The sequence below is a fragment of the Pseudomonas fuscovaginae SE-1 genome (assembly GCF_000364705.1).
Classification (GTDB): Bacteria; Pseudomonadota; Gammaproteobacteria; order Pseudomonadales; family Pseudomonadaceae; genus Aquipseudomonas; species Aquipseudomonas fuscovaginae_A.
The window spans coordinates 1-24279 of sequence record NZ_AQOH01000016.1; the positions used below are offsets into that span (position 1 = coordinate 1).

The window sequence follows — 24279 nt, forward strand, 5'->3', positions numbered from 1 at the left end:
TTACAGCCCGTGGCTGCGGAACCTGCCGCACTGCCTGCGGGCGACGCTCGGCTACAGCCGTCTGCCGTCCGCCGCGCTGCCCACGCTCGTGTGCGGCGATGTATTGCGAATCAGCCGGTTGACCCGGCATTGGCAGCTCGCGGACCAGCCGGTCGGCGAGTTCACCCTTATCGAACAAGGCCTGCACATGACCCTGTCATCCAACATCCCTGATACACCGCCAGCCGAGCCCTGCGCGGCACTGGGAAGCCTGCCCGTGCGTCTGGAGTTCGTACTGCACGAGCGGCACGTCAGCCTGGCCGAACTGGCGGCGCTGGTCGAGGGCCAGGTGCTGGCGCTGGAACCGTCGGTGCTGGGCGATATCGAGATCCGCGCCAATGGCCGGGCACTCGCCTGCGGCGAACTGGTGCGGTTGGGCGGGGGCCTGGGAGTGGAACTGCGGCAGATCCGTCGGGAGTGCGCCGATGAGCAATGACGTTTCGCTGATCGCGCTGCTGGCGTTCGCCTCGCTGCTGCCGTTCCTGGTGGCGGCGGGGACCTGCTATCTGAAGTTCTCCATCGTGTTCGTGATCGTGCGCAATGCGCTGGGCTTGCAGCAGGTGCCGTCGAACATCAGCCTCAACGCGATCGCGCTGTTGCTGGCGGTGTTCGTCATGAGCCCGGTGGTGCAGCAGGGTTATGCCTATTACCGGGACAACCAGGTGCGCTTCGACAGCGTCGAGTCACTGGTCGAGTTCAGCGAGAACGGCCTGGGCGGCTACAAGGATTACCTGCGTCGCTACACCGACCCGCAGCTGGCATTTTTTTTCGAGCGCGCCCAGCAGGCCGGTACGGCGGACGAGGCGCCGATCGCCGAAGCGCCAGGCGAACCCTCGCTGTTCGCCCTGCTGCCGGCCTACGCGCTGAGCGAAATCAAGAGCGCCTTCAAGATCGGTTTCTATCTCTACCTGCCCTTCGTCATCGTCGACCTGGTGATCTCCAGCATCCTGCTGGCGCTGGGCATGATGATGATGAGTCCGATGATCATCTCGGTACCGATCAAGCTGGTGCTGTTCGTCGCGCTCGACGGTTGGGCCCTGTTGTCCACCGGGCTGGTCGGGCAATACCTGATGTTGCCGGAATGAGCGCGGACGGATGAACGACCTGGTGTATGCCGGCAACAAGACCCTGTACCTGATCCTGCTGATGGTCGCCTGGCCGATCATTGCCGCCACCGTGGTGGGCCTGGTGGTCGGGCTGATCCAGACCGTCACCCAGTTGCAGGAGCAGACCCTGCCGTTCGCGCTCAAACTGCTGGCGGTCTCGGCCTGCCTGTTCCTGCTGTCGGGCTGGTACGGCGAGACGCTGCTGGCGTTCAGTCGGGAAGTCATGCGCCTGGCGCTGGGTTGACGGTCGCGTGTCGGTGGCGCTGTTTTTCGACCTTCACGCCTGGCTGGCGGCAGCGCTGGTGGCCTCGGCGCGCTGGGCGCCGATCTTCTTCATGCTGCCGTTTCTCAACAGCGGGGTGCTGACCGGTGCGTCGCGCCAGGCGGTGCTGGTGCTGGTCGCGCTGGGGTTCTGGCCGAGCGCCGGCATCGCCTTGCCGGCACTGGACACGCTGGCGTTCGCCGGCCTGTTGATCGGCGAGGTCGGGATCGGCATCCTGCTCGGTTGCCTGTTGTGCTGGCCGTTCTGGGTGCTGCATGGCATGGGCAGTCTGATCGACAACCAGCGCGGGGCGATGCTCGGCAGCACGGTCGACCCGGCCAATGGCGTGGACACCTCGGAACTGTCGAACTTCCTGCAGTTGTTCGCCACGGTGATCTACCTCGAAGGCGGTGGCCTGCAACTGATGGTCGAGACCCTTGCCCGCAGCTACCAGTTGTGCGCGCCGGGCCACGACTGCGAGATCGACCTGTCGCGGTTGCAGGTGCTGCTCGATGGCCTGCTCGGCAAGATCCTGGTCATCAGCGCACCGGTGGTCGCCAGCCTGCTGATCTGCGAGGTGCTGCTGGGGCTGCTGTCGCGCTATGCGCCGCAGATGAACGCCTTTTCCGTCTCGCTGACGGTCAAGGGCCTGGTGGCGCTGGCGGTGCTGATGCTGTACTTCGGTGGCTATCTGCCGGATGAGGTGCTGCGTCTGGGGCAGTCCCTGGACAAGCTGGCGGCGCATCTGGGCACGACAGGGCGGCCGTGACATGTCCGACAGCGCCTCGAAAACCGAAAAGCCCACGACCAAGCGCCTGCGCGATTCGGCGCGCAAGGGCCAGACCTTCAAGGCCAAGGATCTGGTGATCAGTTGCATGATGTTGTGCGCGATCCTGTTCCTGGTGTTCGGCGTGTCCCTGCTGGACGTCATGGAGGTCTATCGGCGGATCATCGCCGCCGGCCTTGCCGATGACAGGCAACGCTATACCGCGCAACTGCTCAGGCTGGGGTTGCTGTGCATCCTGCCGCTGTCACTGGTGTGCGTGTTGAGCAGCGCATTGCCGGCCTTGTTGCAGAGTGGTTTCGTCCTGGCCTTCGAGGCCCTCAAGTTGAACCTGGATGCGCTCAATCCGATCAACGGCTTCAAGAAACTGTTCAGCCTGCGCACGCTCAAGGACACCGTCAAGGCCGTGCTCTACCTCGGCAGCTTCGGCGTGGCGCTGTGGGCGGTCTGGCATCTGGAGCGGCAGTTGCTGTTCGCCCAGCTGTTCGCCGAGCCCGCCGAGCTGTTCCCGGCCTGGGGGCGGATGCTGCTGAGCCTGCTGCTGACGTTCCTGGTCTGCGCGCTGTTGATCGTGCTGCTCGATGCCCTGTGCGAGTACTGGCTGTACATCAAGGACCTGAAGATGGACCTGCACTCGGTCAAGCGCGAGCACAAGGAGCAGGAGGGCGACCCGCAGATCAAGCACAAGCGCCGCAACCTGCACCTGGAATTGCTTTCCGAGCAGGTCCGCTCGGATATCCGTGGCTCGCGGGTCATCGTTGCCAACCCGACCCATATCGCCATCGGCATCTATTTCCGCCCGGACCTCAGTTTTATCCCCCTGGTCAGCGTGATCGAGACCAACCAGCGTGCCCTGGCGGTGCGCGCCTATGCCCGGGAAGTGGGGATTGCGGTGGTCAGCGATATCCGCCTGGCCCGACGGATCTACCGCACTCACCAGCGCTACAGCTTCATCAAGCTGCAGGAAATCGAGGAGGTGCTGCGCCTGCTGGTCTGGCTCGAACAGGTCGAGCAGGCCTGAGCCGGCCGCGCCTGGCCAGGTGGCCATGAGCGCATTTTGGCGGTGGGGCGGCGGGGTTTTTGGCTCAATGCAGGCGTCAATCAGGCAGGCGCCATCTTCAGGAGTGTGGTCGATGAGTCGCAAAGACAGGCAAGAGGACGAACAGATGGCTTTCGAGGCGGTGCAGGCCGTCCTGGAAGGCATGCCGCTCAAGGATGTGCGCGGGATCAGCGATGAGCAGATGGACAGTCTTTATGCCTACGCCTACGAGTTCTACGAACAGGGGCGACTGGATGACGCGGAGAAGTTTTTCCACTTCCTGTGCATTTACGACTTCTACAACAGCCAGTACTGGATGGGGCTGGCGGCGGTGCATCAACTCAGGAACAACCATCAGAAGGCGATCGAGCTGTATGCCGTGGCCTTTGCCCAGGGCAAGGACGACTACCGTCCGATGTTCTACACCGGCCAGTGCCAGCTCGCCCTCGGACAGGGCGGCAAGGCCAAACTGTGTTTCGAGTACGTGCTGGAACGGGTCACCCACGACGATTTGCGCAGGCAGGCCCAGGTCTACCTGGATGCCTTGAGTCATATCGATAGCCGAGCAACGGAGGATCAGCAATGACAGAAATCAATGGGGTCCCGGGTGGCAGATCCCAGGTTGTTCCTGACGCAACCCCCTACGCCGAGGCCGCCCGCAAGGCGGCCAGGACCGATGAGTTCCAGCGGCTCAACCACGAGCTGCTGGCGGGCCTGGAGTCGGTGGACTACAAGGCCGAAGGTGGTGCCAGGAGCGATGCTCGGCCGCGTCTGCAACCCCCGCCACCACGCGCGGGTGAAGACCACCTGAACGCCGAAGGCGAGTTCGTCCGGTTGATCGCCTCACTGGTCGAGTTGCTGGGTAACAGCAGTCTGGAGAGCCTGAAAAACCGCCTGTCCATGCTGCGCTCGATGGCGCATGCGTCCCAGCAGGCGTTGCAGCGGCTGTCCGCCGATTATGCCGAGGCGCTGGCCGAGTTGGTCGCGGCCCAGGGCGAGGTCGACAGCAGCCAGGAGCGGCTGGAGGGGTTGAAGGCCCGGCTCGAGCAGGCCCAGGGTGAACTGGAGAGGGCCGAGTCGCACCTCGCGTCGCTGAGCCCTTCGTCGCCGGAGTATGCCGCGGCGAAGGCCAGGCGCGACCAGGCCAGGGCCACGGTCGGCAGCCTGCAACAGGGTTTCCAGCAGGCCGCGGATGCTCATGTGCAACGGCTTGGCACCGCCAAGCTGGCGGCCATCAAGGCCGAGGGGTTGGCCCGGCAGGTCCGGGACAAGGCGGCCGGGCGTCCCATCGGTGACGAACTGGGCCAGCAACACCTGAACGCCGCAGGGGCCCTGACCTTGGCGATGGCGAAGCTGATCGAGCTGCTGGGGGATGCGGCCGACCAGCAGTTGCAGGCCGACCAGGAACTGTTCCTCACCATGCAGGTGGCCCGACAGGAGTTCATGCGGATCAAGTCCGAGGAGTATCAGGAGGAAGTGCGCAAGGCCGAGGCGGCCCAGAAGGCGATGGGCTGCATCGGCAAGATCCTCGGCTGGCTGGTCATGGCCATCAGTGCGGTGGTGGCGGTGGTCAGCACTGTCGCCACCCTGGGCGCGGCAGCCCCCGCCGCCGGTGCGCTGGTCGCCGCGGCGGTTGGCATTGTCGGCGTGCTGGCCTCGCTGTCGGACATGATCGTCAAGGAAGCGACGGGCAACTCCTTCATGGATAAGGCCATGAAACCGGTGATGGAGGTGTTCCAGAAACTGGTCAAGCTCATGGCGGACATGTACAGCCAGGTCCTGATGGCGATGGGCGTTCCCGAGGACAAGGCGAAAATCATCGGCTCGATCATGGGTGCCATCGCCGCCGTGGTCACGGTCATCGCCGCCGCAGTGGTGGGTGTCCAGGCTGCGGGGCCGGTGCTGGGTGCGGTGATGAAGAAGGTCATGGAAAAGCTCGGCGACGTGTTCTCCAAAGTGGTGCCGGAATTGCTCAAGCGCGGCATCGGCAGTCTCGGCAAGAGCCTGGCCAGCCTGGCGGAGCAGTTGCGTGGCCTGGTGGCCTCGTCCACCGATGAGGTCGCGATCAGCCAGTTGAAGAACCGTCTCGAACTGCTCCTGGCAACGGTCCAGACGGTGGGAACCGCCACCCAGTCGGGGCTGCAGATCAAGAATGGCATCCACCAGAAGCAGGGCGCCGAGCACCTGGCCGACATTCGCGTCAGCATGGCCATCGTCGATGCGCTGGGAGGCTACCTGGAGGAGGCGCTGGAGACCTTCGCCCGGTTGATCGAGAACAATGACGAGCAGATGAAGCGCTTCATGGCCAGGGCGCAACAGGATCACGGTGCCGCGCTTCAGGTGGCCCGCAATATCAGCCTTGAACGGAGGTAGTCCCATGCACGGAATTTCCAATGTATCGCTGCAGCAGCCGGTGAGCGGCGAGGTTGGCCCTCACGAGTCCGTCGGTAGGCCGCCATCGCCATCGGTGAAGTCGGTCCTCGATGGTGCGTTGCTGCAGCGCAAGCTCGACAGCCAGGTCTCCTGCGCCCATGCGGACACCCCGGAGGTGCTCAGAGGGCCCCTGGCGATCCACGGTTTCACTGATGCCGAGCTGGCGACGCTGCTCGAGCCTATGGATGAGCAGCAGCTCAGGGAACTGCGCAAGCTCGGCTCATTCGACGTTGCCGATCTCGCCAGCCTGATCGGTCGGCTTGGCAATGAGGAACTGACCCGCCTGAGCGATATCAGTGGGCTCTGCGACACCAGCCTGGACTTTCTGGTGAATGAGGTCGTCCGGCAGTCCGGCGATGAGGAGCTTGAGTCATCGGGCTTCGATCCCCGGGTCTGGGAAAAGCATGTTGGCGTGCTGCTGACGGCGATCATCGCCTTCAATATCGCCCGGGTGGCCAATGCCCAGTTGCGCGGACACTTCAGCGTGATGTCCGCCAATGCCGCAGTGGAGCAAGGCAAGGCGATTCGTGAAGGTGGCAATGCCAGTCTTTACTCCAGCCTCGGTATGGCGATGGCCGCCGGTGCCTTGTCCGGAGGCGGTCTGGTCCTCTCGATCAAGAGCTTTCAGGGCCGGCAGGCCGATATTGTCGATAACAAGCTCGTTGCACTGAATGCCGGTCAATACAAGGCCGACCTGCGCAAGCAACTGCAGGACTCGGAGAAACTGAGTGCGCTCAAACCTGACGAACGGCAAAAGCATCGAACCTGGTTGAAGGAGCAGATCATTGACGCCGGCCAGCGACAGAAGAGCGCGCAATGGTTGAGTCAGTTGGCATCGCGCCGGCCGGATCAGTTGGCCGCGATCGGCAACAGCATGAGCTCGGTGTCCTCGGTCGTCAGCAATGTGGTGAGTGCATCCATCCGCCTCGAGGAGATCGCCCAGAATGAACGCGGGGTGCTGCAGCAGAGCAACCAGAATGTGCAGAAAAACCTCGCGGAAGAGCAGGGGCAGGTCGATACCAGGGATGCGGCGTTGTTGCAGAAGCTGATGGAGATCCTCGATCAGATCAATCAGTCGCAAAGCAGCATTATCGATGCTCTGGTGCGTGCCTGATGGATATCTCGAACATCCGGTTCACCTCGAACTGGGACTTGGCCCGGCGTCCGGCCACGCCAGAGGAGCAGGTTCCTGAAACCGCCGCCTTGCCCTGTGGGTCCAAGGCCCCGTTGGATGTCGCGCTGAAGGCCGTCCAGAGTCAGCTGCAGCGGCTGCTCGACGCCCACGGGGACCGGCGCGACTACACGCAGAAGGTGCTGGAGCAGCGCCTGAAATTACTCGATGAACTCTCCATCGGCATCATCGAGGGCAACGACGAGATCGTGATCGGGCAACGGTCGATCATCAATGAAGTCAACGGCGCTCTTCCAGGCGAGGTCCGCACGCAGGCCGAAGGCAAGGCGGGGCAGACACCGGCGTTTTTCGACAAGCTGATCGAGCTGATCAACCTGATCGGCGGCAGCTATCTGGACGTCTACAAGAATGTCGTCCAGCAGTACTCGGCCTTTTTCGATGCGTTCAACCGCGAGATCACCTCGAAGATGAAGGACTGGATGGAAGCGACCAACGAAGGCAAGGAAATCACGCTGAATGTGAAGCAATTGAAAGCTGCCTTGGAAAAGCTGATCGATGCGTTCAGCAAGGTCGAACCCTTTGATCCGCAGAATCCTGACAAGCCAAGCGGCGTGTTGTTTCCCAAACCTCCGGAAAGGTCCACCACGGACAAGGAGGCGGCGCAGCAGTGGTGCAGTACGCTGGGCCTGGACCCTACCAATCCGGACATCCTGAAAGACGATGGCAACGGGAATTTTTCCGTCATGCTCGACACCGGCCCGCTGAAACAGATGCTGCGGGACCTGCCAGCCGGTGATTCGGTGACGTGGGACAGCGCGCTCTTCCAGTCCTGGCAGACCGGCTTCAATGCCCAGGGTGAACGGCTGAAGAACAAGCTCCAGGAGTTCACGCAGAAGTATTCCAGCGCCAACTCGACCCATGACAACTTCATCAAGGTCCTGTCCAACCACATCAACCAGTTCGCGGACATGCTCAAGGGCATGGCCCACACCTGATCCACCTGCCTGAATCCCTTCACACCTTCTCGAAGACGAAGCCCGCGGAATGCACCGTCGGCTTCGTCCTGCCCTGGAGAAACAACCGATGAGCTATCTGAAACCAGGTCACTGCGAGCACTTCATCGAGCAACAGGTCATGGTATTGCTGGCGGGCCATTTTCAGCTGGAGCGAAGAAGGATCCTGCTCGAATCGCGGCTTATCGAGGACCTGTACCTGAACTCGATGGGCATCATCGAGCTGGCGATACTGCTCAACGAGGCCTTCGAGATCGATTTGCCCGACAGCGGTGTGGCCGGCTGGCGCACCATCGCGGATGTCTGTCGGCTTGTAGGAAATACTCGGCAGCGACGCAGAACTGCGGAAGTTGTCGACGCTTCGTAAGGACTTTTCTGTTGCTACCTATCCACAGCTGCATGAAGTTTTTTGAATATTCAAAGCTTGTAGTGTTTTTCCTGTTTATGCGGAGAAATGTCCTACGGATTGTTGTGGGTCAAGTTTCTATAGTCGTTTGGTTCCTCGTGACGAGCCTGGGTTGTTCGGGGTCGTTTTTGAATGTCAGTCCATCTGCATAGAGGTTTCAAGCTTGATATGGGCCTTGCCACTGATAACTTCCTGAAACAATCGTTCGCGTTCGGCGAGTGGCTACTGCAAGGCGATGGGGTGCTGCTGCGAAATGGAAAGGCCGTTCATCTGCCGCCCAAGGAATTGCATGTCCTGCAGCTGCTGCTCGGTAGCGCGGGCCGGCTGGTCACCAAGGACCATCTGCTGGACTGCGTGTGGGCCGGCAGCGATGCCGCCGAGGAGTCCTTGACGCGCTGTATCTACGCCCTGCGCAAACTGCTCGGGCCGGGGCGCGGCCATATCGCCACCGTTTATGGCAAGGGCTACCGCTTTACCGCGGCTGTGGCCTCGCTGGCGCCGTCTCCCGGTGACTACCCGACGGGGCCCTCGCTGGCGGTGTTGCCGTTTCGCCAGGCGGACGAACTGGCGGCGTCGAATCTGCAGGAGGCGACCATTCGCCAACTGAAAACGGCCTTCGACGGTACGCTGAGGATTCTTCCGGCGGCCTTGACGCTACCAGGGCCAGGTGCGGTCGATACCCGGCAACTGATGGAGCAGTTGGCGCCCGACTACTACCTGAGCGGGCGCTTTCAGATCCTGGGTGATCGCTTGCAACTGTCGGTGGAGTTGATCCGGGGCCACGGTCATTACCTGGTGCATGGGCCCATGCTCGTCAAGGGTACGAGTGAGGAGGTGCTCGGGGCGATGGTATCGCTGGTGGCTCGTCACTTGCCCGAGGTGCGTCCCGCCGTCGACGGCTGTTCCTCCTACCCCCTGGCCCTGGCCTTTCTCAAGGGCATGTACGGTTTGCAACGGCACACCCCGCGGAGCGTGCGGGAGGCCCTGCTGTATTTTCGCCAGTGCCTGCAGATGGATGCGACTTACGTTCCGCCCTGGTGGGGGGTGGCCGATGCATATCTGGCGCTGTCGCAGTTGGGGCTGCTCGACCAGCCGAGTGCCCTGGACAAGGCGCGCGAGGCGGTGGCCCGGGCCCTGCAACTGGAACCGGGCAACCGCGAGGCGTTGGCCCGGTTGGCGCTGGTCACCAGCCTGCAAGGTTGTGACGATGCCGCCCAGGTGCTGTTCCAGCGTTGCCTGCTGGGCAGCGAGCGGGCCGACATCCATTACCTGCATGCCTGGCACCACTGGGTGGGCGGCCGCGACGAACGGGCGCTGGAGTGCCTGGATTCGGCGCTGCGCCAGGATCCCGCCTCGATTCCCGCCCAGTTGATGCGTATCCGCATCGCTCTTGCCCATGATCCCCGGGCAGCGCTCGCCATGACCCGTGAAGTGCTGGAGGAACAGGTCGATGAACATCCGGTGCTGCGTGAGCAATACGCTGCCATTCTGGCCCGGTGTACGCAGTTGGTGGCGCCTGCGGATTCGGCCACAGCGCACCAGTCACGCCGGGCATGAGCCGCAGATACCGGCGTATTGTCTGGCTGCTGCTGTTGTGGGCGGGCTCGGTGCCGGCCTTCTGCTGGGAGAGCGCCGGACGCGGCCATGGCATCGAACCGGAGCTGTTGTTCGCCATTGCCCATGTGGAGAGCGGCCTGCGCCCGCAGGCGATGAACCACAACCCGGATGGCAGCCGAGATATCGGCCTGATGCAGATCAACAGCCTGCACCTGCCGCGACTGTCAGAACAGGGTATTACCGAGCAGCGCCTGCTCGATGAACCTTGCCTGAGCGTGTGGGTCGGCGCCGCGATCCTGGCGCGCTTCATCGAGCACCATGGCTATGGCTGGGCTGCCGTGGGTGCCTACAACGCCGGGAGCGCCGAGGATCGCCAGGGCGCGCGTGCGCGTTATGCGCGCAAGGTGTGGCGTTTCTATCGGGTATTGGTGCCGTGAGCGGGGCGCGATTCTGATCGGAATATTCCAGGCGCAGCGATGCAGTGATCAGGATCGGCCAACCGGGCCTGGCTAACATCCTTCGACGCTTTCGCTATCGAAGAGGGTGGTGATGTCGGATAACCCCTTTTTACCCTGCGTACTGAGAGTGGGCAGTGGTCTGCTGCAAGGGTGCGAGTTCAGGCTCTGCAACAGCCGCACGCTGTTCATCGTCGGTGCCGCCGACCTGCTCGGTGACGATGGCCTGGTCGCTGCCGTACCCGATGAGGCGATCTTCGTTCCACTCGAGCGGCGCGGTTGCAACTTCGAGGTTCTGCTCGGCCCGCAAGAGGCCAGGCTGCGCATCCTCGGTGACGAGGTCGAGCTGCGCGAGGTGGTGTTCCAGCGCAATGAGCGGATCGGCGAATTGCTCATCGCGCTACGGCCCGAAGGCGAGCCCTGGGCGCCGGGGCTGTTTGACGCGGTGCTGCCGAGCGAGCCGATGAAAGCCGCTCGTGATGTGCGGCCGTTGCTCAAGAGGGTGGTCGTCACCGTATTGCTGTTCATCCTGTTGGCAGTCTGCGCGGCCGTTTCGTCGTTGCCGATGGAAAGCTCCCGGGCGGATATCGCCGCACTGCTTGCCGGCACCCGCGAGGTGCCCAGCGTCCAGCAGGGAAGGGATGGGCGGGTCTATGTCTTTGTGACTTCGGAACACGATGCGGATTGGAGTCGCCAGGTACTGATGCGACAGCGCATTCCCGGCAGGGTGCTGGATGTGCTCGATGAGGGGCGACGCCTGGAGTCGTTGCTGGTCGAGCGGCTGCCGGCGTTGAAGGTGCTACGGGTCGACCTGTCGCAACCGGCCAGCGTGCGGGTGCTGCATGGCGCTGGCGGGCGGCCCGATGCCGAACTGCGGCAGCAGGTCTCACGGCTGCTGTTCGGTGAGGCCGCCTACGTGCAACAGGTGGACTTCGAGGCGCGGGATGAACACCTGCTCGCCACCCTGGCGGCCCGCGGCCTGGAGCAACTTGGGCTGCCGTTCGAACAGATCGGCCAGGGTGAAGGCACCCTGTTCAAGGTTGCCGGCGATCTGCGTGATGCCGAGCGCGAAGAGGCCCGGCGCTTTGTCGACGGGTTTTACCGGCGCTGGGGCAACCGTGGCGTGCGCTTCGATATCGAGCTTCGCGACGATCCGTTCAAGGGACACTCGTTTCAGGCAGGCCCTGAGGGCTATATCAAGACGGGTCATTCGTCCTGGCATTTTCCAACGACGCAACACAAGTGAGGTGATGGATGAGTATCCCAAGACCGATCGAGTTTCCTGAAGACTTCCTGGGCAAACAGGCGCAGGCCTTCGAGGACGGCGCCAAGCAACTCAAGGAAATACTGGACAAGGCGTTGACGGAGCTCAAGGACAACCCGTCGGACCCCGGCCTGCTGGCCGCCTACCAGACGGCCTTTTCCTCCTACACCGTGTTCCGCAATGTCCAGACCAACACCATCAAGGGCTTCAAGGATATCGACATGTCGACTATCCAGGCGGCGCGTTGACCTTCCATTACCCATCCGGCCGGTGTCGGACACCGGCCCTTGCGAGGGATGTCATGTCCTATTCAATTCCGAGCGTCGGCCTGCTTGAGCAGGTGGCGCTGGTCGAGCTGCGCAGCCCTGCGCAAAGCTCGCCGGTGTCTCTGGAGGCACGCCTGATCGAGGCCTTTGCCGGTGCCGCGGTGGACTCGGCGCAACGGGTCGAGAGTATCCAGAGGATCATGACCGGCCCGGATGTCACCCATCCGGAAAAACTGGCCCAACTGCAGGAGCAACTTGCGCAGCACACCGTCGATGTCAACCTGCTCAATATTCTGGTACGCAAGGCCGTGGGGACGGCAGAAACCCTGCTGCGCTCGTCATGAAATCCTGGGCGTGCCTGGTGCTGTTGTGCCTGTGCCTGGCGGGTTGTCGCCAGCCGGCGTTGCTCGAAGGTCTCGACCAGCAGCAGGCCAACGAAGTGGTGGCAGTGCTGCAGCGCAACAACATCGGCGTGGTCAAGCATGAAAACGGCAAGGCCGGCTACAGCATCAGGGTGGCCCAGATGGATTTCCCGGCGGCGGTGGACCTGCTCAGTCTCTACTCGTTGCCCTCCAGGCCGCGGCTGGAGGTGGCCGAGCTGTTTCCCGCCGACTCGCTGGTCGCCTCGCCCAGGGCGGAAAAGGCCCGGCTCTACTCGGCCCTGGAACAGCGCCTGGAGCAGTCCCTGAGCCTGCTCGAAGGGGTGGTTTCGGCCCGGGTTCACGTCAGCTACGACCTGGATGCCGGGGACGGCGGGCGCAAGGCGCCGCCCGTGCACCTGTCGGCACTGGCGGTGCATGAGCGTGACGTCGAGCCCGGGCTGTTGATCAGCGATATCAAGCGACTGTTGAAGAACAGTTTCGCGGCGCTGGAGTACGAGCACATTTCCGTGGTGCTCAGCCGGCGGGGGCCTATTCAGCATATGGCGCCCACCCCCGCCGAGCCGCCGGGCAGCGCCTCGTGGATTGCCGCGGTGATCCTGCTCGCGGTCGTGGGGCTGCTGGCCGCCGCCGGCTGGTTCTACCATGCGCGGACCCGGCAGGTGCGGCCATGAACGGGCTGGATGAATGCCAGCGGCAGATTCTCTGGCAGCCGCTGGACTATCTGGCCAGCGGGCGCCTCCCACTGCCCGAGGCTTGCATGGGGGAACCGGCACGACAGGCGCTCAATCGCATTCTGCTGGAAGGGCTGCAGTTGCCGATGTCATTGCCCACGCCGGGCGCCTTCACCCGCCTCTGGATTCGTCAATGGCGGCAATTGCCGCAGATCGCCCGGTTGATGGGCGCGCAACGCCTGTGGCCGTCACTGGCGCGAGGTGCGCGGATGGGCCTGTTGTCTGCCCAGGTGCGAGACTTCGCCCACTGTGCCATCGGTTCCCGGCTGAGCTGGGAGTTGTGCGCCGACTCTCCGTTGCTGGAACAGGTGGATGGCGTGGGGCTGGCCCACCTGCTGGCATTCGACGAGGCGCTGCCGGTGGCGCTGCGCGAGCGACTGGTGCTGATGTTCAGCGAGGCGGTGGTCGCCTGGCAGGCTCGCCTGCCGGTTCCGCCGCCCGATCACGTGCTGTTTTTTCTGGCGGTACAGCATGCTCGACAGCATTCGTAGCCTTGACGGGGTGCTAGCGGGCGACGCGGTACACATCACCCGCCAGGAGCTGGCGACGGTCCGTCGTTGCCGGGCGTTGGAGCTCGAGGCCCGGCGCCGGGCCCGTGACCTGCTCGATGAGGCCCACAGCCAGGCCGAGGCCATCCAGGCTGCGGCCTTCGCCGAGGGGTATGGCGAAGGCGTGATGCAGGTGGCGGTCGATCTGGCCAGGGGGTTGTGCGAGTCCCAGCGTCTGGCCGACCAGTTGCACGAACAGATGGCCGAGGCGGTCCGGCAATTGCTGAAGCATCTGCTGGACGACCCGCGCTGGTTCGACGAGATGCTCGAACATTGGCTGGCGGAACAGGCCGATGCGACGCGGATGACCTTGCAGGTGCTGTTGCCCTTGCGCTATCGAGGACGGGTCGCGGTCTTGCGCGAACAACTGGAGGGTCTGGGAGTGCAATCGGTCAAGTTCGAGTTCGCGGATCAGGAGCGGCATGTGGTCCGTCTGGGTGAGCAACTGTTCGAGTTCGAGCTTGAAGCTGCCCGGGAACAACTGGCACCGCGCTTGCTGAACCGCCTGGCGGGGCTGCCCGACAGTGTGCGCGAGCTGGATGAGCGGGCGCGGCAAACCTTGGCGCGACTGGTCTCGAGCTTTACCGGAGCCGGCATGCCGCCACCCACTGGAGCCGATGATGCGGATTGAAAACGGTGAGGGCGTCTCGCCGAACCCGGTCGCGGCCGCCGATCCGGTGATCTCCCTGGAGCAGCGCCTGGCCGTCGCGCAGCCGCCTGGACCGGGCTTCGAGGATTTCTACCGGCACTTGCTGGAGCTGGCGGGGGCGGGTGGGGCGACGATCGTGCGATTCATCAGCGGTTATCGCAGCAGTGCCGAAGGCCGGCCGGACTATCACACCCTTGATGAACAGATGAAGGTGGTCGGGCAGGTTCTGGCGCGATTCAGGGAGGAAGGCCTGGCGGGCTCGGCACAGGAACGGGAGATGCGCGAGGTGATGACCCGACTGTTTGGCGCGAGCCTGTTCATCAATCAGTACATGCACGAGATATTCCAGCCACCGGGCGAGGATAGTTGGGAAAACGCGGACTGGTGACCTCGCTTGTCGGGGGGCTGCCCGGCTATAATCACAGGTTCAATTCGCCGCCATCCGAGTCATGCCCGCCCATGTATAACCTGGCCCGCCAGCTGTTGTTCAAACTTTCCCCGGAAACTTCCCACGATTTGTCCCTGGACCTGATCGGTGCGGGCGGTCGCCTGGGACTCAACGGCCTGCTGTGCAAGGCGCCGGTTGCGAGCCCGGTGACCGTGATGGGGCTGAACTTCCCCAACCCGGTGGGCCTGGCCGCGGGCCTGGACAAGAACGGCGCGGCCATCGACGGTTTCTCCCAGCTGGGTTTCGGCTTCGTCGAGATCGGCACGGTGACCCCGCGGCCACAGCCGGGCAACCCGAAGCCCAGGATCTTCCGCCTGCCCGAGGCCGAGGCGATCATCAACCGCATGGGCTTCAACAACCTGGGGGTGGACAACCTGCTGGCCCGCGTTCGTGCCTCGCGCTACAGCGGCATCCTCGGCATCAATATCGGCAAGAACTTCGATACCCCGGTGGAACGGGCGGTCGACGACTACCTGATCTGCCTCGACAAGGTCTACACCCACGCCAGCTATGTCACGGTCAACGTCAGTTCGCCCAATACCCCGGGGCTGCGCAGCCTGCAGTTCGGTGATTCGCTCAAGCAGTTGCTCGAAGCCCTGCACAAGCGCCAACAGGAGTTGGCCGCGCAACATGGCAAGCACGTGCCCCTGGCGATCAAGATCGCCCCGGACATGACCGACGAGGAAACCGTGCTGGTGGCCCGGGCCCTGTTGGAGTCGGGCATGGACGCGGTGATCGCCACCAACACCACCCTGAGCCGGGTCGGTGTCGAGGGCCTGGTTCACGGTGACGAGGCCGGGGGGCTGTCCGGTGCGCCGGTTCGTGAGAAGAGCACCCATACGGTCAAGGTGCTCGCAGCGGAGTTGGCCGGGCGTCTGCCGATCATTGCGGCGGGCGGGATCACCGAGGGTGAGCACGCGGCCGAGAAGATCGCCGCCGGCGCGAGCCTGGTGCAGTTGTATTCGGGCTTCATCTACAAGGGCCCGGCGTTGATCCGCGAATCGGTGGATGCCATTGCGGCCTATCGTCGCTGAGGCTGCAAAGGCGGCGAATCGCGGACATTAAAAAGGGCTCCACCTGGAGCCCCTGGGCCGAAGCCCGCCGCCCGGATGGGGCGCGCTTGATTGAATCGTCATGCTCGAATTGTAGTGTCGGAATGTGCCCTGATCAGCCGACAGCGTGAAGTTCGTTGAGTCTGTGGATGCCCGCGGTGCCGGTCATACCGTCCCAGTTGTCGCCACGTCCTTCGCGCCAGCCGTTGATCCAGGCTTGGCGCACCGACGGTAGAGTAAAGGGGCAAAGCTCACGGGATTTGCCGTTAACGCCGTACTGATATCCGCGTAAAAACGCTCTTTCCAACGGATCACGCTTGAGTCTTCTCATAGGGTGTTGCCCTCACTGGTTGACTGTTATATGTCCCGTCGGCCTCTTCTCGAGGCCGGGCAGAATGCATTGCTCTGCATCTGCTTGGTGCCCGCTGCCGGCGTGGCGAGCTCCGCTCCGTACGAAACGACCCGCACGCGTTATCGGCGAGTTTCGTCTGGAGCGGGATGTTGACGCCAATGCGACGTCAACCTGAGTTGATTTCTAACCAATGCGTAGAAGCGTGTGAATGATCGTTTTGTCATAAGGACGTAACGATATGAGTGTTAGGGCCATAAGCTCGGCTGGCCTTTTGCTCGGCTTGCGGCAGAAAATCCAGCTATCATCAGCCCTTGCATGAACAATGGGTTTAATTCGCCATGGCGAATACCGACCTGTTGTGCTCAGGTATTATTCGACGAAGGGTCACGATGTGACTTTTTGTTACGGAAAGATTGAACTGCTCCGGCGTCCAATTCCATTTATCCCGTGCTTTCTTCAAGTGACCGGGCAATGGCATCAGCCGGGGTGGAACGGCGCAATGGTGCGCCACACGAGCACTCTTCGAGAAAAGTGCTCGATCGAAACCGAGCGGGCGATGCGTCGTCCGTTCATTGACTGCTCAAGGCCCTGGAATTCCCATGTCGGATCGTTACGAACTCTTCCTCACTTGCCCCAAAGGTCTCGAAGGCCTGCTCCTTGAGGAAGCCGTCGGGCTTGGCCTTGAGGAGGCGCGCGAGCACACCTCGGCCATTCGCGGCCAGGCCACCATGGAGACCGCCTACCGGCTGTGTCTCTGGTCTCGGTTGGCCAACCGGGTGTTGCTGGTGCTCAAGCGTTTCCCGATGAAAAACGCCGAAGACCTCTATCACGGCGTGCTCGATGTCGACTGGCAGGACCACATGCTGGCTGATGGCAGCCTGGCGGTGGAGTTCAGCGGTCACGGTTCGGGTATCGACAACAGCCACTTCGGGGCCCTCAAGGTCAAGGACGCCATCGTCGACAAGCTGCGCACCCCGGCTGGCGCGCGTCCGAGCATCGACAAGGTCAGCCCGGACCTGCGCATTCACCTGCGCCTCGATCGTGGCGAAGCGATCCTCTCCCTCGACCTGTCCGGGCACAGCCTGCACCAGCGTGGCTATCGTCTGCAGCAGGGCGCGGCGCCGCTCAAGGAAAACCTTGCGGCGGCGGTGCTGATCCGTGCCGGCTGGCCGCGTATCGCCGCCGAAGGGGGCGCCCTGGCCGACCCGATGTGTGGCGTCGGTACCTTCCTGGTGGAGGCGGCAATGATCGCGGCCGATATCGCGCCGAACCTCAATCGGGTCCACTGGGGCTTCGATGCCTGGCTGGGCCATGTGCCGGCGGTATGGAAAAAGGTTCATGCTGAAGCCGAGGCGCGTGCCGAAGCGGGCCTGGCCAAGCCGCCGCTGTGGATTCGTGGTTACGAGGCCGATCCACGGTTGATTCAGCCGGGGCGCAACAACGTCGAGCGGGCCGGCCTGAGCGACTGGGTCAAGATCTACCAGGGCGAGGTCGGCACCTTCGAGCCGCGCCCGGACCAGAACCAGAAAGGCCTGGTGATCTGCAACCCACCGTACGGCGAGCGCCTGGGCGACGAGGCGAGCCTGCTCTATCTCTACCAGAACCTCGGCGAACGCCTGCGCCAGGCCTGCCTGAACTGGGAAGCGGCGGTGTTCACCGGCGCCCCGGACCTGGGCAAGCGCATGGGCATCCGCAGCCACAAGCAGTACGCCTTCTGGAACGGTGCGCTGCCGTGCAAGCTGTTGCTGATCAAGGTGCGCCCGGATCAGTTCGTCACCGGCGAGCGCCGTACTGCCGAGCAACGCCAGTTCGAGCGTGAACTGGCTGAAGCCGGTGACGAAGCCGGCATCGCGGCGCCGGCCACCGAGCCGGCACGCCTGAGCGAAGGCGGGCAGATGTTCGCCAACCGCCTGCAGAAGAATCTCAAGCAACTGGGCAAGTGGGCCAAGCGCGAAGGCGTGGACTGCTACCGGGTCTATGACGCCGACATGCCGGAATACTCCCTGGCGATCGACCTGTACCACGACTGGGTTCACGTCCAGGAATATGCCGCGCCCAAGTCGGTCGACCCGGAAAAGGCCCAGGCCCGCCTGTTCGATGCCCTGGCGGCGATTCCCCAGGCGCTGAATGTCGACAAGAGCCGGGTGATCATCAAGCGCCGCGAGCGCCAGAGCGGTACCCGCCAGTACGAGCGCCAGAGCGCCCAGGGCAAGTTCCTCGAGGTCAATGAAGGTGGGGTGAAGCTGTTGGTCAACCTGACCGACTACCTCGACACCGGGCTGTTCCTCGACCACCGGCCCATGCGCTTGCGCATCCAGAAGGAAGCCGCCGGCAAGCGTTTCCTCAACCTGTTCTGCTACACCGCGACCGCCAGCGTGCACGCGGCCAAGGGCGGGGCGCGTACCACCACCAGTGTCGACCTGTCGAAAACCTACCTGGATTGGGCCCGACGCAACCTGTCGCTGAATGGTTTCTCCGACAAGAACCGCCTGGAGCAGGGCGACGTGATGGCCTGGCTCGAAGGCAACCGCGACGAGTTCGACCTGATCTTCATCGACCCGCCGACCTTCTCCAACTCCAAGCGCATGGAGGGCGTGTTCGACGTCCAGCGTGACCACGTGCAGTTGCTCGACCTGGCCATGGCCCGCCTCGCGCCCGGAGGCGTGCTGTACTTCTCCAACAACTTCCGCAAGTTCCAGCTGGAAGAGAACGTCAGCGCGCGCTACGCCGTCGAGGAAATCAGCAGCCAGACCGTAGCCCCGGACTTTGCCCGCAACAGCAGGATCCACCGCGCCTGGAAAATCACCGCCCGCTGATCCGTCGGAAGCCTCGGAGTCCGGTTTTTCCGGGCTCCGGGGCTGGCTAATCTACTGGCTAATAGCTATAACTCAGTCGAAGCCAAAGTGATGTAAACACGCCGGCGTGATGAGTTGTCGCCTATGTCGTCGCATGCCGTACGCCCCAGGATTCTTGGCTTTATCAGCGAGGATGCCTCTGCATGGCTGGTCGCCGTGCTGGTCCTGCTCGGCGGTGGGCTGCTGACGCTGCTGCTGGCGGTGGGGACCCGCGGGCTCTATGAGCGCCAGTTGCAGCAGCGTTTCGAGCTGTTGGCCAGTGAGCGTTTCAGTCGCATCGAGGAGCGCTTCGGTGATCAGGCTCAGCGGCTCGACAGCCTGCGACGCTTTTTCGTCAATTCCGACGTGGTTTCCCGCCGTGAATTCGCCGGTTACGCCCGGCCGTTGCTGCTGCGTACCCAGGCCTATGCCTGGGCGCCACGGGTTGGCGGCCGCGCGCGGGCGCTGTTCGAGCGGCGGATCCGTGCCGAGGGCTTCGCGGGTTTTTCCATTCGTGAACTCGATGCCCAGGGACACCTGCGCGTGGCGAGCGTACGGGACGAGTACGTGCCGGTGCTCTACAGCGAGACGCAGAGTTCGCTCGGTTCGCCGCTGGGCCTCGATCTGCTGGCGCAACCTCTGCGTCGGCAGACCCTGGAGCGGGCCCGGGATTCGGGCTTGATGGCTGTTTCGCCGCCGTTGAACCTGGTGGGCGTCGAGCCGGGCTATGACCGTGGCGCGTTGCTGGTGGCACCGGTGGTCATGTCTGCCACCGTCGGGCAACCGCAACCGGGGCCCCTCGGTTACGTGCTGGCAGTGATCAGCATGCGCCAACTGCTGGCAGATGGCCTGCCGGAGCAGAACCTCGACAATCTGTCGGTGCGCATCCTCGACCTGTCGGCCGAAGGCGAGCACGAGGTGTTGTACCAGTCGCTCAATCCACCGGTGGAGAGTGCCCTGGTGGCCGTACGCCTGTTGCGGCTGGCCGATCGCGATTACCAGGTGATCATTCACCCCAGTGAGGCCTTCATGCAGGCCAATCATTCGTCGGTGACCAGCCTGGGAGTGCTGGGCGCACTCCTCAGTGTGCTGCTCAGCGCACTGCTGTACAACCTGGTCAGCCAGCGCCAGCGTGCCTTGCGCCTGGTGGAGCAGCGCACCGCGCAGTTGCGCGGGCGCGACCTGCTGTTGGAAAAGCTCAGTGCGAACGTGCCCGGCAGCATCTATCAGTACCAGCTCAACCCCGATGGCAGTGCGCATTTCGTCTATGCCAGCGCCGGTACCGGGGATACGTTCGAGGTCGATGTCCAGCGCCTGCAGGAAAATGCCGAGCCGGCGTTCGATCGGGTGCATCCGGATGACCAGGGGCCGTTGCGGGCTTCGATCCAGGTTTCTGCGGCGCAACTCAGCCCCTGGCGCGAGGAGTTCCGTGTATTGCTGCCGACTCGCGGCCTGCGCTGGTTACGGGGCGAGGCCACGCCCGAGCGCCTGCCCGGCGGGGCTGTGCTCTGGCACGGCTACCTCTCGGACATTTCCGATCTCAAGCGGGTCGAGGAAGAGCTGCGGGCGTTGTCGGTCACCGATTCCCTGACCGGCATCTACAACCGGCGCTACTTCCAGGAGCGGCTGCGGGCCGAGCTGGCACGGGTTCAGCGTGGGGCCGGCCACTTGGCGGTGATCATGCTCGATATCGATCACTTCAAGTGCATCAACGATCAGTACGGCCATGCCGAGGGCGATCGGGTGCTCAAGGAACTGTGCCAGCGGGTCAATCATCGCCTGCGGCGCACCGATGTGTTCTGTCGCCTGGGGGGAGAGGAGTTCATGGTGCTGTGCCCCAATACCGATGCCGAACAGGCCGAGACCCTGGCGCTGGAACTGTGGCTGGGGCTGCGCGCCACACCATTCGAGCGGGTTGGCCAGGTAACGGCCAGTTTCGGTATCGCCAGTTGGCGGGCGGGGGAAGGGGCCGATGCCCTGTTGCTGCGGGCGGACTCGGGTGTGTACCTGGCCAAGCAGAACGGCCGCGACCGGGTGATGGTGGCGCAGGACTGAGGCTTCAGTCGCCGCGCCACCGTTTCGAGGCTGGAGATCAGTCGTCAGACCGGGCCGGCCGCGGCTGGCGATACAGGTCGAGCAGGACCTGGTCCAGTATCGCCGAGGCGCCCCAGGGCTTCGGATCGTTGAGAATCGCCACCACCGCCCAGGTCGTGCCATTGCTGTCGCGGCTGAAGCCGGCAATCGCCCGTACGGTATTCAGCGTGCCGGTCTTGATATGCGCCTCGCCCGACATCGCCGTGTGTTTCAGGCGCTTGCGCATGGTGCCGTCCATGCCGGTGATCGGCAGCGAACTGATGAACTCCGCGGCATAGGGGCTTTTCCAGGCGGCCTGCAGCATGCTGGCCATTTCCCGGGCACTGACCCGCTCGGCGCGGGACAGGCCGGAACCGTTTTCCATCACCAGGTGCGGGGCGGTGATGCCTTTCTGCGCCAGCCACTGGCGGATGACCCGCTGGGCGGCCTTGGCATCGTCGCCGTCGGCATCGTTGCGGAACTTCGCGCCCAGGCTGAGGAACAACTGCTGGGCCATGGTGTTGTTACTGTACTTGTTGATGTCGCGGATGATTTCCGTCAGGTCCGGCGAGAAGGCGCGGGCCAGGACCTTGGCGTCCTTGGGCACCACGCCCTGACGATCCTTGCCCTGGATGCTGCCGCCCAGTTCCTGCCAGATGGCGCGTACGGCACCGGCGGTGTAGGTCGGGTGATCGAGCAGCGACAGGTAGGTCTGCGAGCTGCAGCCCTCGGCCAACTGGCCGCTGACGGTGACGGTGGTCGAGCCGTCCGCCTGGGCCACCGGGTTGTAGCGCACATCGCCACTGCACTGCTTGGCGTTGATCACCTTGACCTGGTTGTCGATATGAATGCTGGCGATCGGCGGCTCGACCGACACCAGTACCTTGCCCGAGTCGTTGCGGGCCACGAAGCGCAGCGCCTTGAGGTTGACCAGCAGGGCATCGGGCTTGACCAGGAACGGCCGGTTTTCGTCGTTACCGTCGTCGTCGAACTCCGGCAGTTGTTGCGGTGGCACGAAGAAACTGCGGTCGAGCACCAGGTCGCCGGTCACCTGGGTCACGCCGTTGGCCCGCAGGTCGCGCATCAGCAGCCAGAGTTTTTCCATGTTCAGCTTTGGGTCGCCGCCGCCCTTGAGGTACAGGTTGCCGTTGAGAATGCCGTCGCTCAGGGTGCCGTCGGTGTAGAACTCGGTTTTCCACTGGTGATTGGGGCCGAGCATTTCCAGGGCGGAGTAGGTGGTGATCAGCTTCATGGTCGAGGCCGGATTCACCGACACGTCGGCGTTGAACACGGTGGGTGTGCCGGGGCCGTCGAGCGGCAGCGTGACCAGCGACAGGGCACTGTCCTGCAGCTTGTTGGCCTTGATCGCTTGTTGGACTTTGGGGGACAGGGTGGTGTTGACGGGAGCGGCGTAAGCGGGGAGTGCCAGGGGCAGCAGAAAACTGGCGAGTACCAATGGGCGTAAAGATTTGATCATGTGCAATAAAGCCCTACAGCCGAGGGAAAAAATACGAGGGCGTGGTAAAAAAGCCCTCAATGGTCATGAAAGTGACGGCATTATGCATCAGGCTGGTGCTCGTGGGGGCTAGTCGGTCACGGCGTTTGCGCGAATTTTTCCTGCCGTTCGGTCGGTGTCGTGCACTGATCCGGGCAATTGCATCCTTAAACTGTTAAAGTGCCGCCCGTAATTACTTTTGAGGATTGTTTCATGGCGACCAACCGTTCCCGGCGTCTGCGCAAAAAACTGTGCGTGGATGAGTTTCAAGAGCTGGGTTTCGAGCTGAACCTGGATTTCAAAGAAGACCTGAGCGAACAGGCTATCGATGCGTTCCTCGACGCTTTCCTGAAGGAAGCCATGGAAGCCAACGGCCTGGGCTATGTCGGTGGCGATGACTTCGGTCTGGTCTGCCTGATCAAACGTGGCTCGGTTTCCGAAGAGCAGCGCGCTGCCGTTGAAGCCTGGCTCAAGGGCCGCAGCGAACTGACCTCGGTCGAAGTCAGCCCGTTGCTGGACGTCTGGTACCCGGAAAAGCCGCTGAATCCGGTAGCCTGATGTGACTCGGGCTCAAGCCCGAGACATAAAAAAACGGACACGTCGGCGTGTCCGTTTTTTTTGCCGGTCGAACCATGAACCTGGTTCTATCTCGTATGGGGGGAGGCCAGAGTGGTGAGCCCGGCTTTAAAAAGCCCATTCGCGGATAGCTCCCGCTCCCACAAGGTCTGCTGCCAGCACAACCGTACTTCTGTAAGAGCCGGGCTTGCCCACGAACCGCCAACGGCGGCCATTCTCCCCATAAACCAGTCTCAGTCGTAGATCGCCTTCTTCTTCCAGTCCGCCTCGACTTCCTTGAGCCCCTGGGTCAACTCGTTCACGTCATCCTCGGCCGGCTGGGAAGTCTCCAGTACCAGGGCATTGGCCCGGGCCAGCAGTTTTTCCATCAGTTGCAGCTGTTCGGCATAGACCGCCGGTTCCTGTTGCTTGCGCAGATACTGGGCACCGCGTTCGAAGGCCAGGCGCGCCTGCCCTGGCTGCTCCTGTTGCAAGGCCTGCTGGCCGAGGTTGTTGAAGAACTCGATATGCAGCAGCACCAGGATATGGCGAACCTCGCGAATCCATTGCTTGGCCTCGTTGGCGGGCAGGAAGCCTTCCTGTGCGGCGCGGGTGATCTGGCTGTGCATGGCTTCGAGCAGGAAACGCACGTCCTTGGCCTTGGCTTCGGTCTGGATCGGCGCGGTTGGATTGTTGATCGGGATCGACTCGCCCTGGGCGATCAGGCCGTTGAGTTCGGCGATCCGGGTCTTGAGGCGATCGTTGCCCTTTTCCATGTTCAGCAGACGCTGGGTGACGTTGAGTTCCAGGCGCGTCAGCAGCAGCTTGAGCCCGGGGCTCATGAACTGGCCGGGGAAGGTTTCGGTGAGTTCGCCGCAACGACGCAGGCGATCGCCGAGTTCGACCTTGAGGCGAGCCTTTTCCAGCTTGCTGTTCTCGGCCATATGGTTGAGGAAGCCGATGCCGATCAGGAGAAAGATCCCGGCTGCGACCAGCAGGGTGATCATGAGTGGTGTCACCGTTAAGACCTCTTCAAGGTGTAGTGCAGAATCAGTGTAGTGGCTTGGCGTTATCGCTGATAGCGTTGAATGACGTGCTGCACGGTGCCAGGGTGTTTCCGCAGAGATATGTGCACATTGCCATTATTTGGGCTGGCGGACTATAGCGCCTTGTCGAGTGCCAGAATACAGGCGTCAAACCCGGGACGCGAGAGAGCCTCCAAAAGGGCCGCAAACCGGGTCGAAGTCATTGATTTAAATAAATTTATCTTTGGGGGTTGACGACCCTGCGAACCATCCATAGAATGCGCGCCACTTGCAGCGTAAAGCTCACAGCGAAACGCGGCAGGGAGTGAATGTTGTAGCGTGTCCCCTTCGTCTAGTGGCCTAGGACACCGCCCTTTC

26 protein-coding genes are annotated in these 24279 nt (G+C 63.1%); 23 read left to right on the forward strand and 3 right to left on the reverse strand.

From position 1 onward, the window contains the following. The 20 genes from K675_RS0102395 to K675_RS0102490 form a co-directional block, all read left to right on the forward strand. On the forward strand, positions 1-475 hold a 475-nt coding region (locus K675_RS0102395; protein ID WP_017901912.1), incomplete at its 5' end, for a FliM/FliN family flagellar motor switch protein. Next, positions 465-1124, forward strand: coding sequence for an EscR/YscR/HrcR family type III secretion system export apparatus protein (locus tag K675_RS0102400; protein WP_017901913.1), 660 nt, complete (start codon positions 465-467; stop codon positions 1122-1124). The genes K675_RS0102395 and K675_RS0102400, both read left to right, overlap by 11 nt. A gap of 10 nt (positions 1125-1134) precedes the next feature. Beyond that, entirely contained in the window at positions 1135-1389 is a 255-nt protein-coding gene (locus K675_RS0102405) for an EscS/YscS/HrcS family type III secretion system export apparatus protein (RefSeq protein ID WP_017901914.1), read from the forward strand. 7 nt (positions 1390-1396) lie between these two features. Further along, entirely contained in the window at positions 1397-2176 is a 780-nt protein-coding gene (gene sctT, locus K675_RS0102410) for a type III secretion system export apparatus subunit SctT (protein WP_017901915.1), read from the forward strand. Between the two features lies 1 nt (position 2177). Beyond that, complete coding sequence (locus K675_RS0102415; RefSeq protein WP_017901916.1) at positions 2178-3212, forward strand: EscU/YscU/HrcU family type III secretion system export apparatus switch protein; 1035 nt, start codon at positions 2178-2180, stop codon at positions 3210-3212. 112 nt (positions 3213-3324) lie between these two features. Then, complete coding sequence (gene sicA / locus K675_RS0102420; protein ID WP_017901917.1) at positions 3325-3816, forward strand: type III secretion system translocator chaperone SicA; 492 nt, start codon at positions 3325-3327, stop codon at positions 3814-3816. Beyond that, positions 3813-5603 carry a type III secretion system translocon subunit SctE gene (sctE, locus tag K675_RS0102425; protein WP_017901918.1) on the forward strand — a complete coding sequence of 597 codons (1791 nt, stop codon included), beginning with the start codon at positions 3813-3815 and terminating at the stop codon, positions 5601-5603. The genes sicA and sctE overlap by 4 nt, the downstream gene beginning before the upstream one ends. A gap of 4 nt (positions 5604-5607) precedes the next feature. Beyond that, the gene (locus K675_RS0102430; RefSeq protein ID WP_017901919.1) at positions 5608-6777 is read left to right on the forward strand and encodes a hypothetical protein; all 1170 of its coding nucleotides are present in this window, start codon (positions 5608-5610) and stop codon (positions 6775-6777) included. Then, positions 6777-7790, forward strand: coding sequence for an IpaD/SipD/SspD family type III secretion system needle tip protein (locus K675_RS0102435; protein WP_017901920.1), 1014 nt, complete (start codon positions 6777-6779; stop codon positions 7788-7790). Before K675_RS0102430 ends, K675_RS0102435 begins: the two co-directional genes overlap by 1 nt. A gap of 88 nt (positions 7791-7878) precedes the next feature. Continuing rightward, on the forward strand, positions 7879-8175 hold the full coding sequence (locus K675_RS0102440) for a phosphopantetheine-binding protein (protein WP_017901921.1): 297 nt from the start codon (positions 7879-7881) through the stop codon (positions 8173-8175). A gap of 207 nt (positions 8176-8382) precedes the next feature. After that, a complete protein-coding gene (locus K675_RS0102445) occupies positions 8383-9771 on the forward strand; it encodes a winged helix-turn-helix domain-containing protein (RefSeq protein ID WP_017901922.1) in 1389 nt (462 codons plus the stop codon). Beyond that, on the forward strand, positions 9768-10208 hold the full coding sequence (locus tag K675_RS0102450; RefSeq protein ID WP_017901923.1) for a transglycosylase SLT domain-containing protein: 441 nt from the start codon (positions 9768-9770) through the stop codon (positions 10206-10208). Before K675_RS0102445 ends, K675_RS0102450 begins: the two co-directional genes overlap by 4 nt. A gap of 112 nt (positions 10209-10320) precedes the next feature. After that, the gene (locus tag K675_RS0102455) at positions 10321-11472 is read left to right on the forward strand and encodes a PrgH/EprH family type III secretion apparatus protein (protein WP_232434392.1); all 1152 of its coding nucleotides are present in this window, start codon (positions 10321-10323) and stop codon (positions 11470-11472) included. 8 nt (positions 11473-11480) lie between these two features. Beyond that, a complete protein-coding gene (gene sctF, locus K675_RS0102460; RefSeq protein ID WP_017901925.1) occupies positions 11481-11738 on the forward strand; it encodes a type III secretion system needle filament subunit SctF in 258 nt (85 codons plus the stop codon). Between the two features lie 53 nt (positions 11739-11791). After that, on the forward strand, positions 11792-12100 hold the full coding sequence (sctI, locus tag K675_RS0102465) for a type III secretion system inner rod subunit SctI (protein ID WP_017901926.1): 309 nt from the start codon (positions 11792-11794) through the stop codon (positions 12098-12100). Continuing rightward, positions 12097-12810 (forward strand): EscJ/YscJ/HrcJ family type III secretion inner membrane ring protein, encoded by a 714-nt coding sequence (locus tag K675_RS0102470; RefSeq protein WP_017901927.1) that lies wholly within the window; start codon positions 12097-12099, stop codon positions 12808-12810. Before sctI ends, K675_RS0102470 begins: the two co-directional genes overlap by 4 nt. Then, positions 12807-13361, forward strand: a complete 555-nt coding sequence (locus K675_RS0102475; RefSeq protein ID WP_017901928.1) for a hypothetical protein — start codon at positions 12807-12809, stop codon at positions 13359-13361. Before K675_RS0102470 ends, K675_RS0102475 begins: the two co-directional genes overlap by 4 nt. Then, complete coding sequence (locus tag K675_RS0102480; protein ID WP_026144857.1) at positions 13342-14049, forward strand: HrpE/YscL family type III secretion apparatus protein; 708 nt, start codon at positions 13342-13344, stop codon at positions 14047-14049. Before K675_RS0102475 ends, K675_RS0102480 begins: the two co-directional genes overlap by 20 nt. Continuing rightward, entirely contained in the window at positions 14039-14455 is a 417-nt protein-coding gene (locus K675_RS0102485; protein WP_017901930.1) for a hypothetical protein, read from the forward strand. The genes K675_RS0102480 and K675_RS0102485 overlap by 11 nt, the downstream gene beginning before the upstream one ends. A gap of 71 nt (positions 14456-14526) precedes the next feature. Further along, entirely contained in the window at positions 14527-15549 is a 1023-nt protein-coding gene (locus K675_RS0102490) for a quinone-dependent dihydroorotate dehydrogenase (RefSeq protein ID WP_017901931.1), read from the forward strand. Positions 15550-15682: 133 nt separating this feature from the next. Here K675_RS0102490 and rmf read toward each other — a convergent pair whose 3' ends face one another. Continuing rightward, positions 15683-15898, reverse strand: a complete 216-nt coding sequence (gene rmf / locus K675_RS32015; protein WP_010448881.1) for a ribosome modulation factor — start codon at positions 15896-15898, stop codon at positions 15683-15685. A gap of 620 nt (positions 15899-16518) precedes the next feature. Here rmf and rlmKL point away from each other — a divergent pair. Then, positions 16519-18735, forward strand: a complete 2217-nt coding sequence (rlmKL, locus tag K675_RS0102495; RefSeq protein ID WP_017901932.1) for a bifunctional 23S rRNA (guanine(2069)-N(7))-methyltransferase RlmK/23S rRNA (guanine(2445)-N(2))-methyltransferase RlmL — start codon at positions 16519-16521, stop codon at positions 18733-18735. Between the two features lie 123 nt (positions 18736-18858). Further along, the gene (locus tag K675_RS0102500) at positions 18859-20808 is read left to right on the forward strand and encodes a sensor domain-containing diguanylate cyclase (protein ID WP_017901933.1); all 1950 of its coding nucleotides are present in this window, start codon (positions 18859-18861) and stop codon (positions 20806-20808) included. A gap of 37 nt (positions 20809-20845) precedes the next feature. Here K675_RS0102500 and dacB read toward each other — a convergent pair whose 3' ends face one another. Next, entirely contained in the window at positions 20846-22303 is a 1458-nt protein-coding gene (gene dacB / locus K675_RS0102505; protein ID WP_026144859.1) for a D-alanyl-D-alanine carboxypeptidase/D-alanyl-D-alanine endopeptidase, read from the reverse strand. A 231-nt stretch (positions 22304-22534) separates the two neighbouring features. Here dacB and K675_RS0102510 point away from each other — a divergent pair, with 231 nt between their 5' ends. Further along, positions 22535-22879, forward strand: a complete 345-nt coding sequence (locus K675_RS0102510) for a YggL family protein (RefSeq protein ID WP_017901935.1) — start codon at positions 22535-22537, stop codon at positions 22877-22879. Between the two features lie 251 nt (positions 22880-23130). On the opposite strand, the gene K675_RS0102515 is transcribed toward K675_RS0102510, so the two are convergent. Further along, the gene (locus tag K675_RS0102515; protein WP_080635297.1) at positions 23131-23895 is read right to left on the reverse strand and encodes a hypothetical protein; all 765 of its coding nucleotides are present in this window, start codon (positions 23893-23895) and stop codon (positions 23131-23133) included. Positions 23896-24279: the final 384 nt, after the last annotated feature.

What these genes read in the sequence shown, in the direction of transcription:
- K675_RS0102415 (WP_017901916.1), top strand. Translation starts at nt 2,178, where the DNA reads ATGTCCGACAGCGCCTCGAAAACCGAAAAGCCCACGACCAAGCGCCTG.
- K675_RS0102475 (WP_017901928.1), top strand. Translation starts at nt 12,807, where the DNA reads ATGAACGGGCTGGATGAATGCCAGCGGCAGATTCTCTGGCAGCCGCTG.
- K675_RS0102480 (WP_026144857.1), top strand. Translation starts at nt 13,342, where the DNA reads ATGCTCGACAGCATTCGTAGCCTTGACGGGGTGCTAGCGGGCGACGCG.
- K675_RS0102445 (WP_017901922.1), top strand. Translation starts at nt 8,383, where the DNA reads ATGGGCCTTGCCACTGATAACTTCCTGAAACAATCGTTCGCGTTCGGC.
- K675_RS0102455 (WP_232434392.1), top strand. Translation starts at nt 10,321, where the DNA reads ATGTCGGATAACCCCTTTTTACCCTGCGTACTGAGAGTGGGCAGTGGT.
- sctE (WP_017901918.1), top strand. Translation starts at nt 3,813, where the DNA reads ATGACAGAAATCAATGGGGTCCCGGGTGGCAGATCCCAGGTTGTTCCT.
- K675_RS0102485 (WP_017901930.1), top strand. Translation starts at nt 14,039, where the DNA reads ATGCGGATTGAAAACGGTGAGGGCGTCTCGCCGAACCCGGTCGCGGCC.
- K675_RS0102400 (WP_017901913.1), top strand. Translation starts at nt 465, where the DNA reads ATGAGCAATGACGTTTCGCTGATCGCGCTGCTGGCGTTCGCCTCGCTG.
- K675_RS0102450 (WP_017901923.1), top strand. Translation starts at nt 9,768, where the DNA reads ATGAGCCGCAGATACCGGCGTATTGTCTGGCTGCTGCTGTTGTGGGCG.
- K675_RS0102490 (WP_017901931.1), top strand. Translation starts at nt 14,527, where the DNA reads ATGTATAACCTGGCCCGCCAGCTGTTGTTCAAACTTTCCCCGGAAACT.
- K675_RS0102510 (WP_017901935.1), top strand. Translation starts at nt 22,535, where the DNA reads ATGGCGACCAACCGTTCCCGGCGTCTGCGCAAAAAACTGTGCGTGGAT.
- sctI (WP_017901926.1), top strand. Translation starts at nt 11,792, where the DNA reads ATGTCCTATTCAATTCCGAGCGTCGGCCTGCTTGAGCAGGTGGCGCTG.
- sicA (WP_017901917.1), top strand. Translation starts at nt 3,325, where the DNA reads ATGAGTCGCAAAGACAGGCAAGAGGACGAACAGATGGCTTTCGAGGCG.
- rlmKL (WP_017901932.1), top strand. Translation starts at nt 16,519, where the DNA reads ATGTCGGATCGTTACGAACTCTTCCTCACTTGCCCCAAAGGTCTCGAA.
- K675_RS0102405 (WP_017901914.1), top strand. Translation starts at nt 1,135, where the DNA reads ATGAACGACCTGGTGTATGCCGGCAACAAGACCCTGTACCTGATCCTG.
- K675_RS0102470 (WP_017901927.1), top strand. Translation starts at nt 12,097, where the DNA reads ATGAAATCCTGGGCGTGCCTGGTGCTGTTGTGCCTGTGCCTGGCGGGT.
- sctF (WP_017901925.1), top strand. Translation starts at nt 11,481, where the DNA reads ATGAGTATCCCAAGACCGATCGAGTTTCCTGAAGACTTCCTGGGCAAA.
- K675_RS0102440 (WP_017901921.1), top strand. Translation starts at nt 7,879, where the DNA reads ATGAGCTATCTGAAACCAGGTCACTGCGAGCACTTCATCGAGCAACAG.
- K675_RS0102435 (WP_017901920.1), top strand. Translation starts at nt 6,777, where the DNA reads ATGGATATCTCGAACATCCGGTTCACCTCGAACTGGGACTTGGCCCGG.
- K675_RS0102500 (WP_017901933.1), top strand. Translation starts at nt 18,859, where the DNA reads ATGTCGTCGCATGCCGTACGCCCCAGGATTCTTGGCTTTATCAGCGAG.
- dacB (WP_026144859.1), bottom strand. Translation starts at nt 22,303, where the DNA reads ATGATCAAATCTTTACGCCCATTGGTACTCGCCAGTTTTCTGCTGCCC.
- rmf (WP_010448881.1), bottom strand. Translation starts at nt 15,898, where the DNA reads ATGAGAAGACTCAAGCGTGATCCGTTGGAAAGAGCGTTTTTACGCGGA.
- K675_RS0102430 (WP_017901919.1), top strand. Translation starts at nt 5,608, where the DNA reads ATGCACGGAATTTCCAATGTATCGCTGCAGCAGCCGGTGAGCGGCGAG.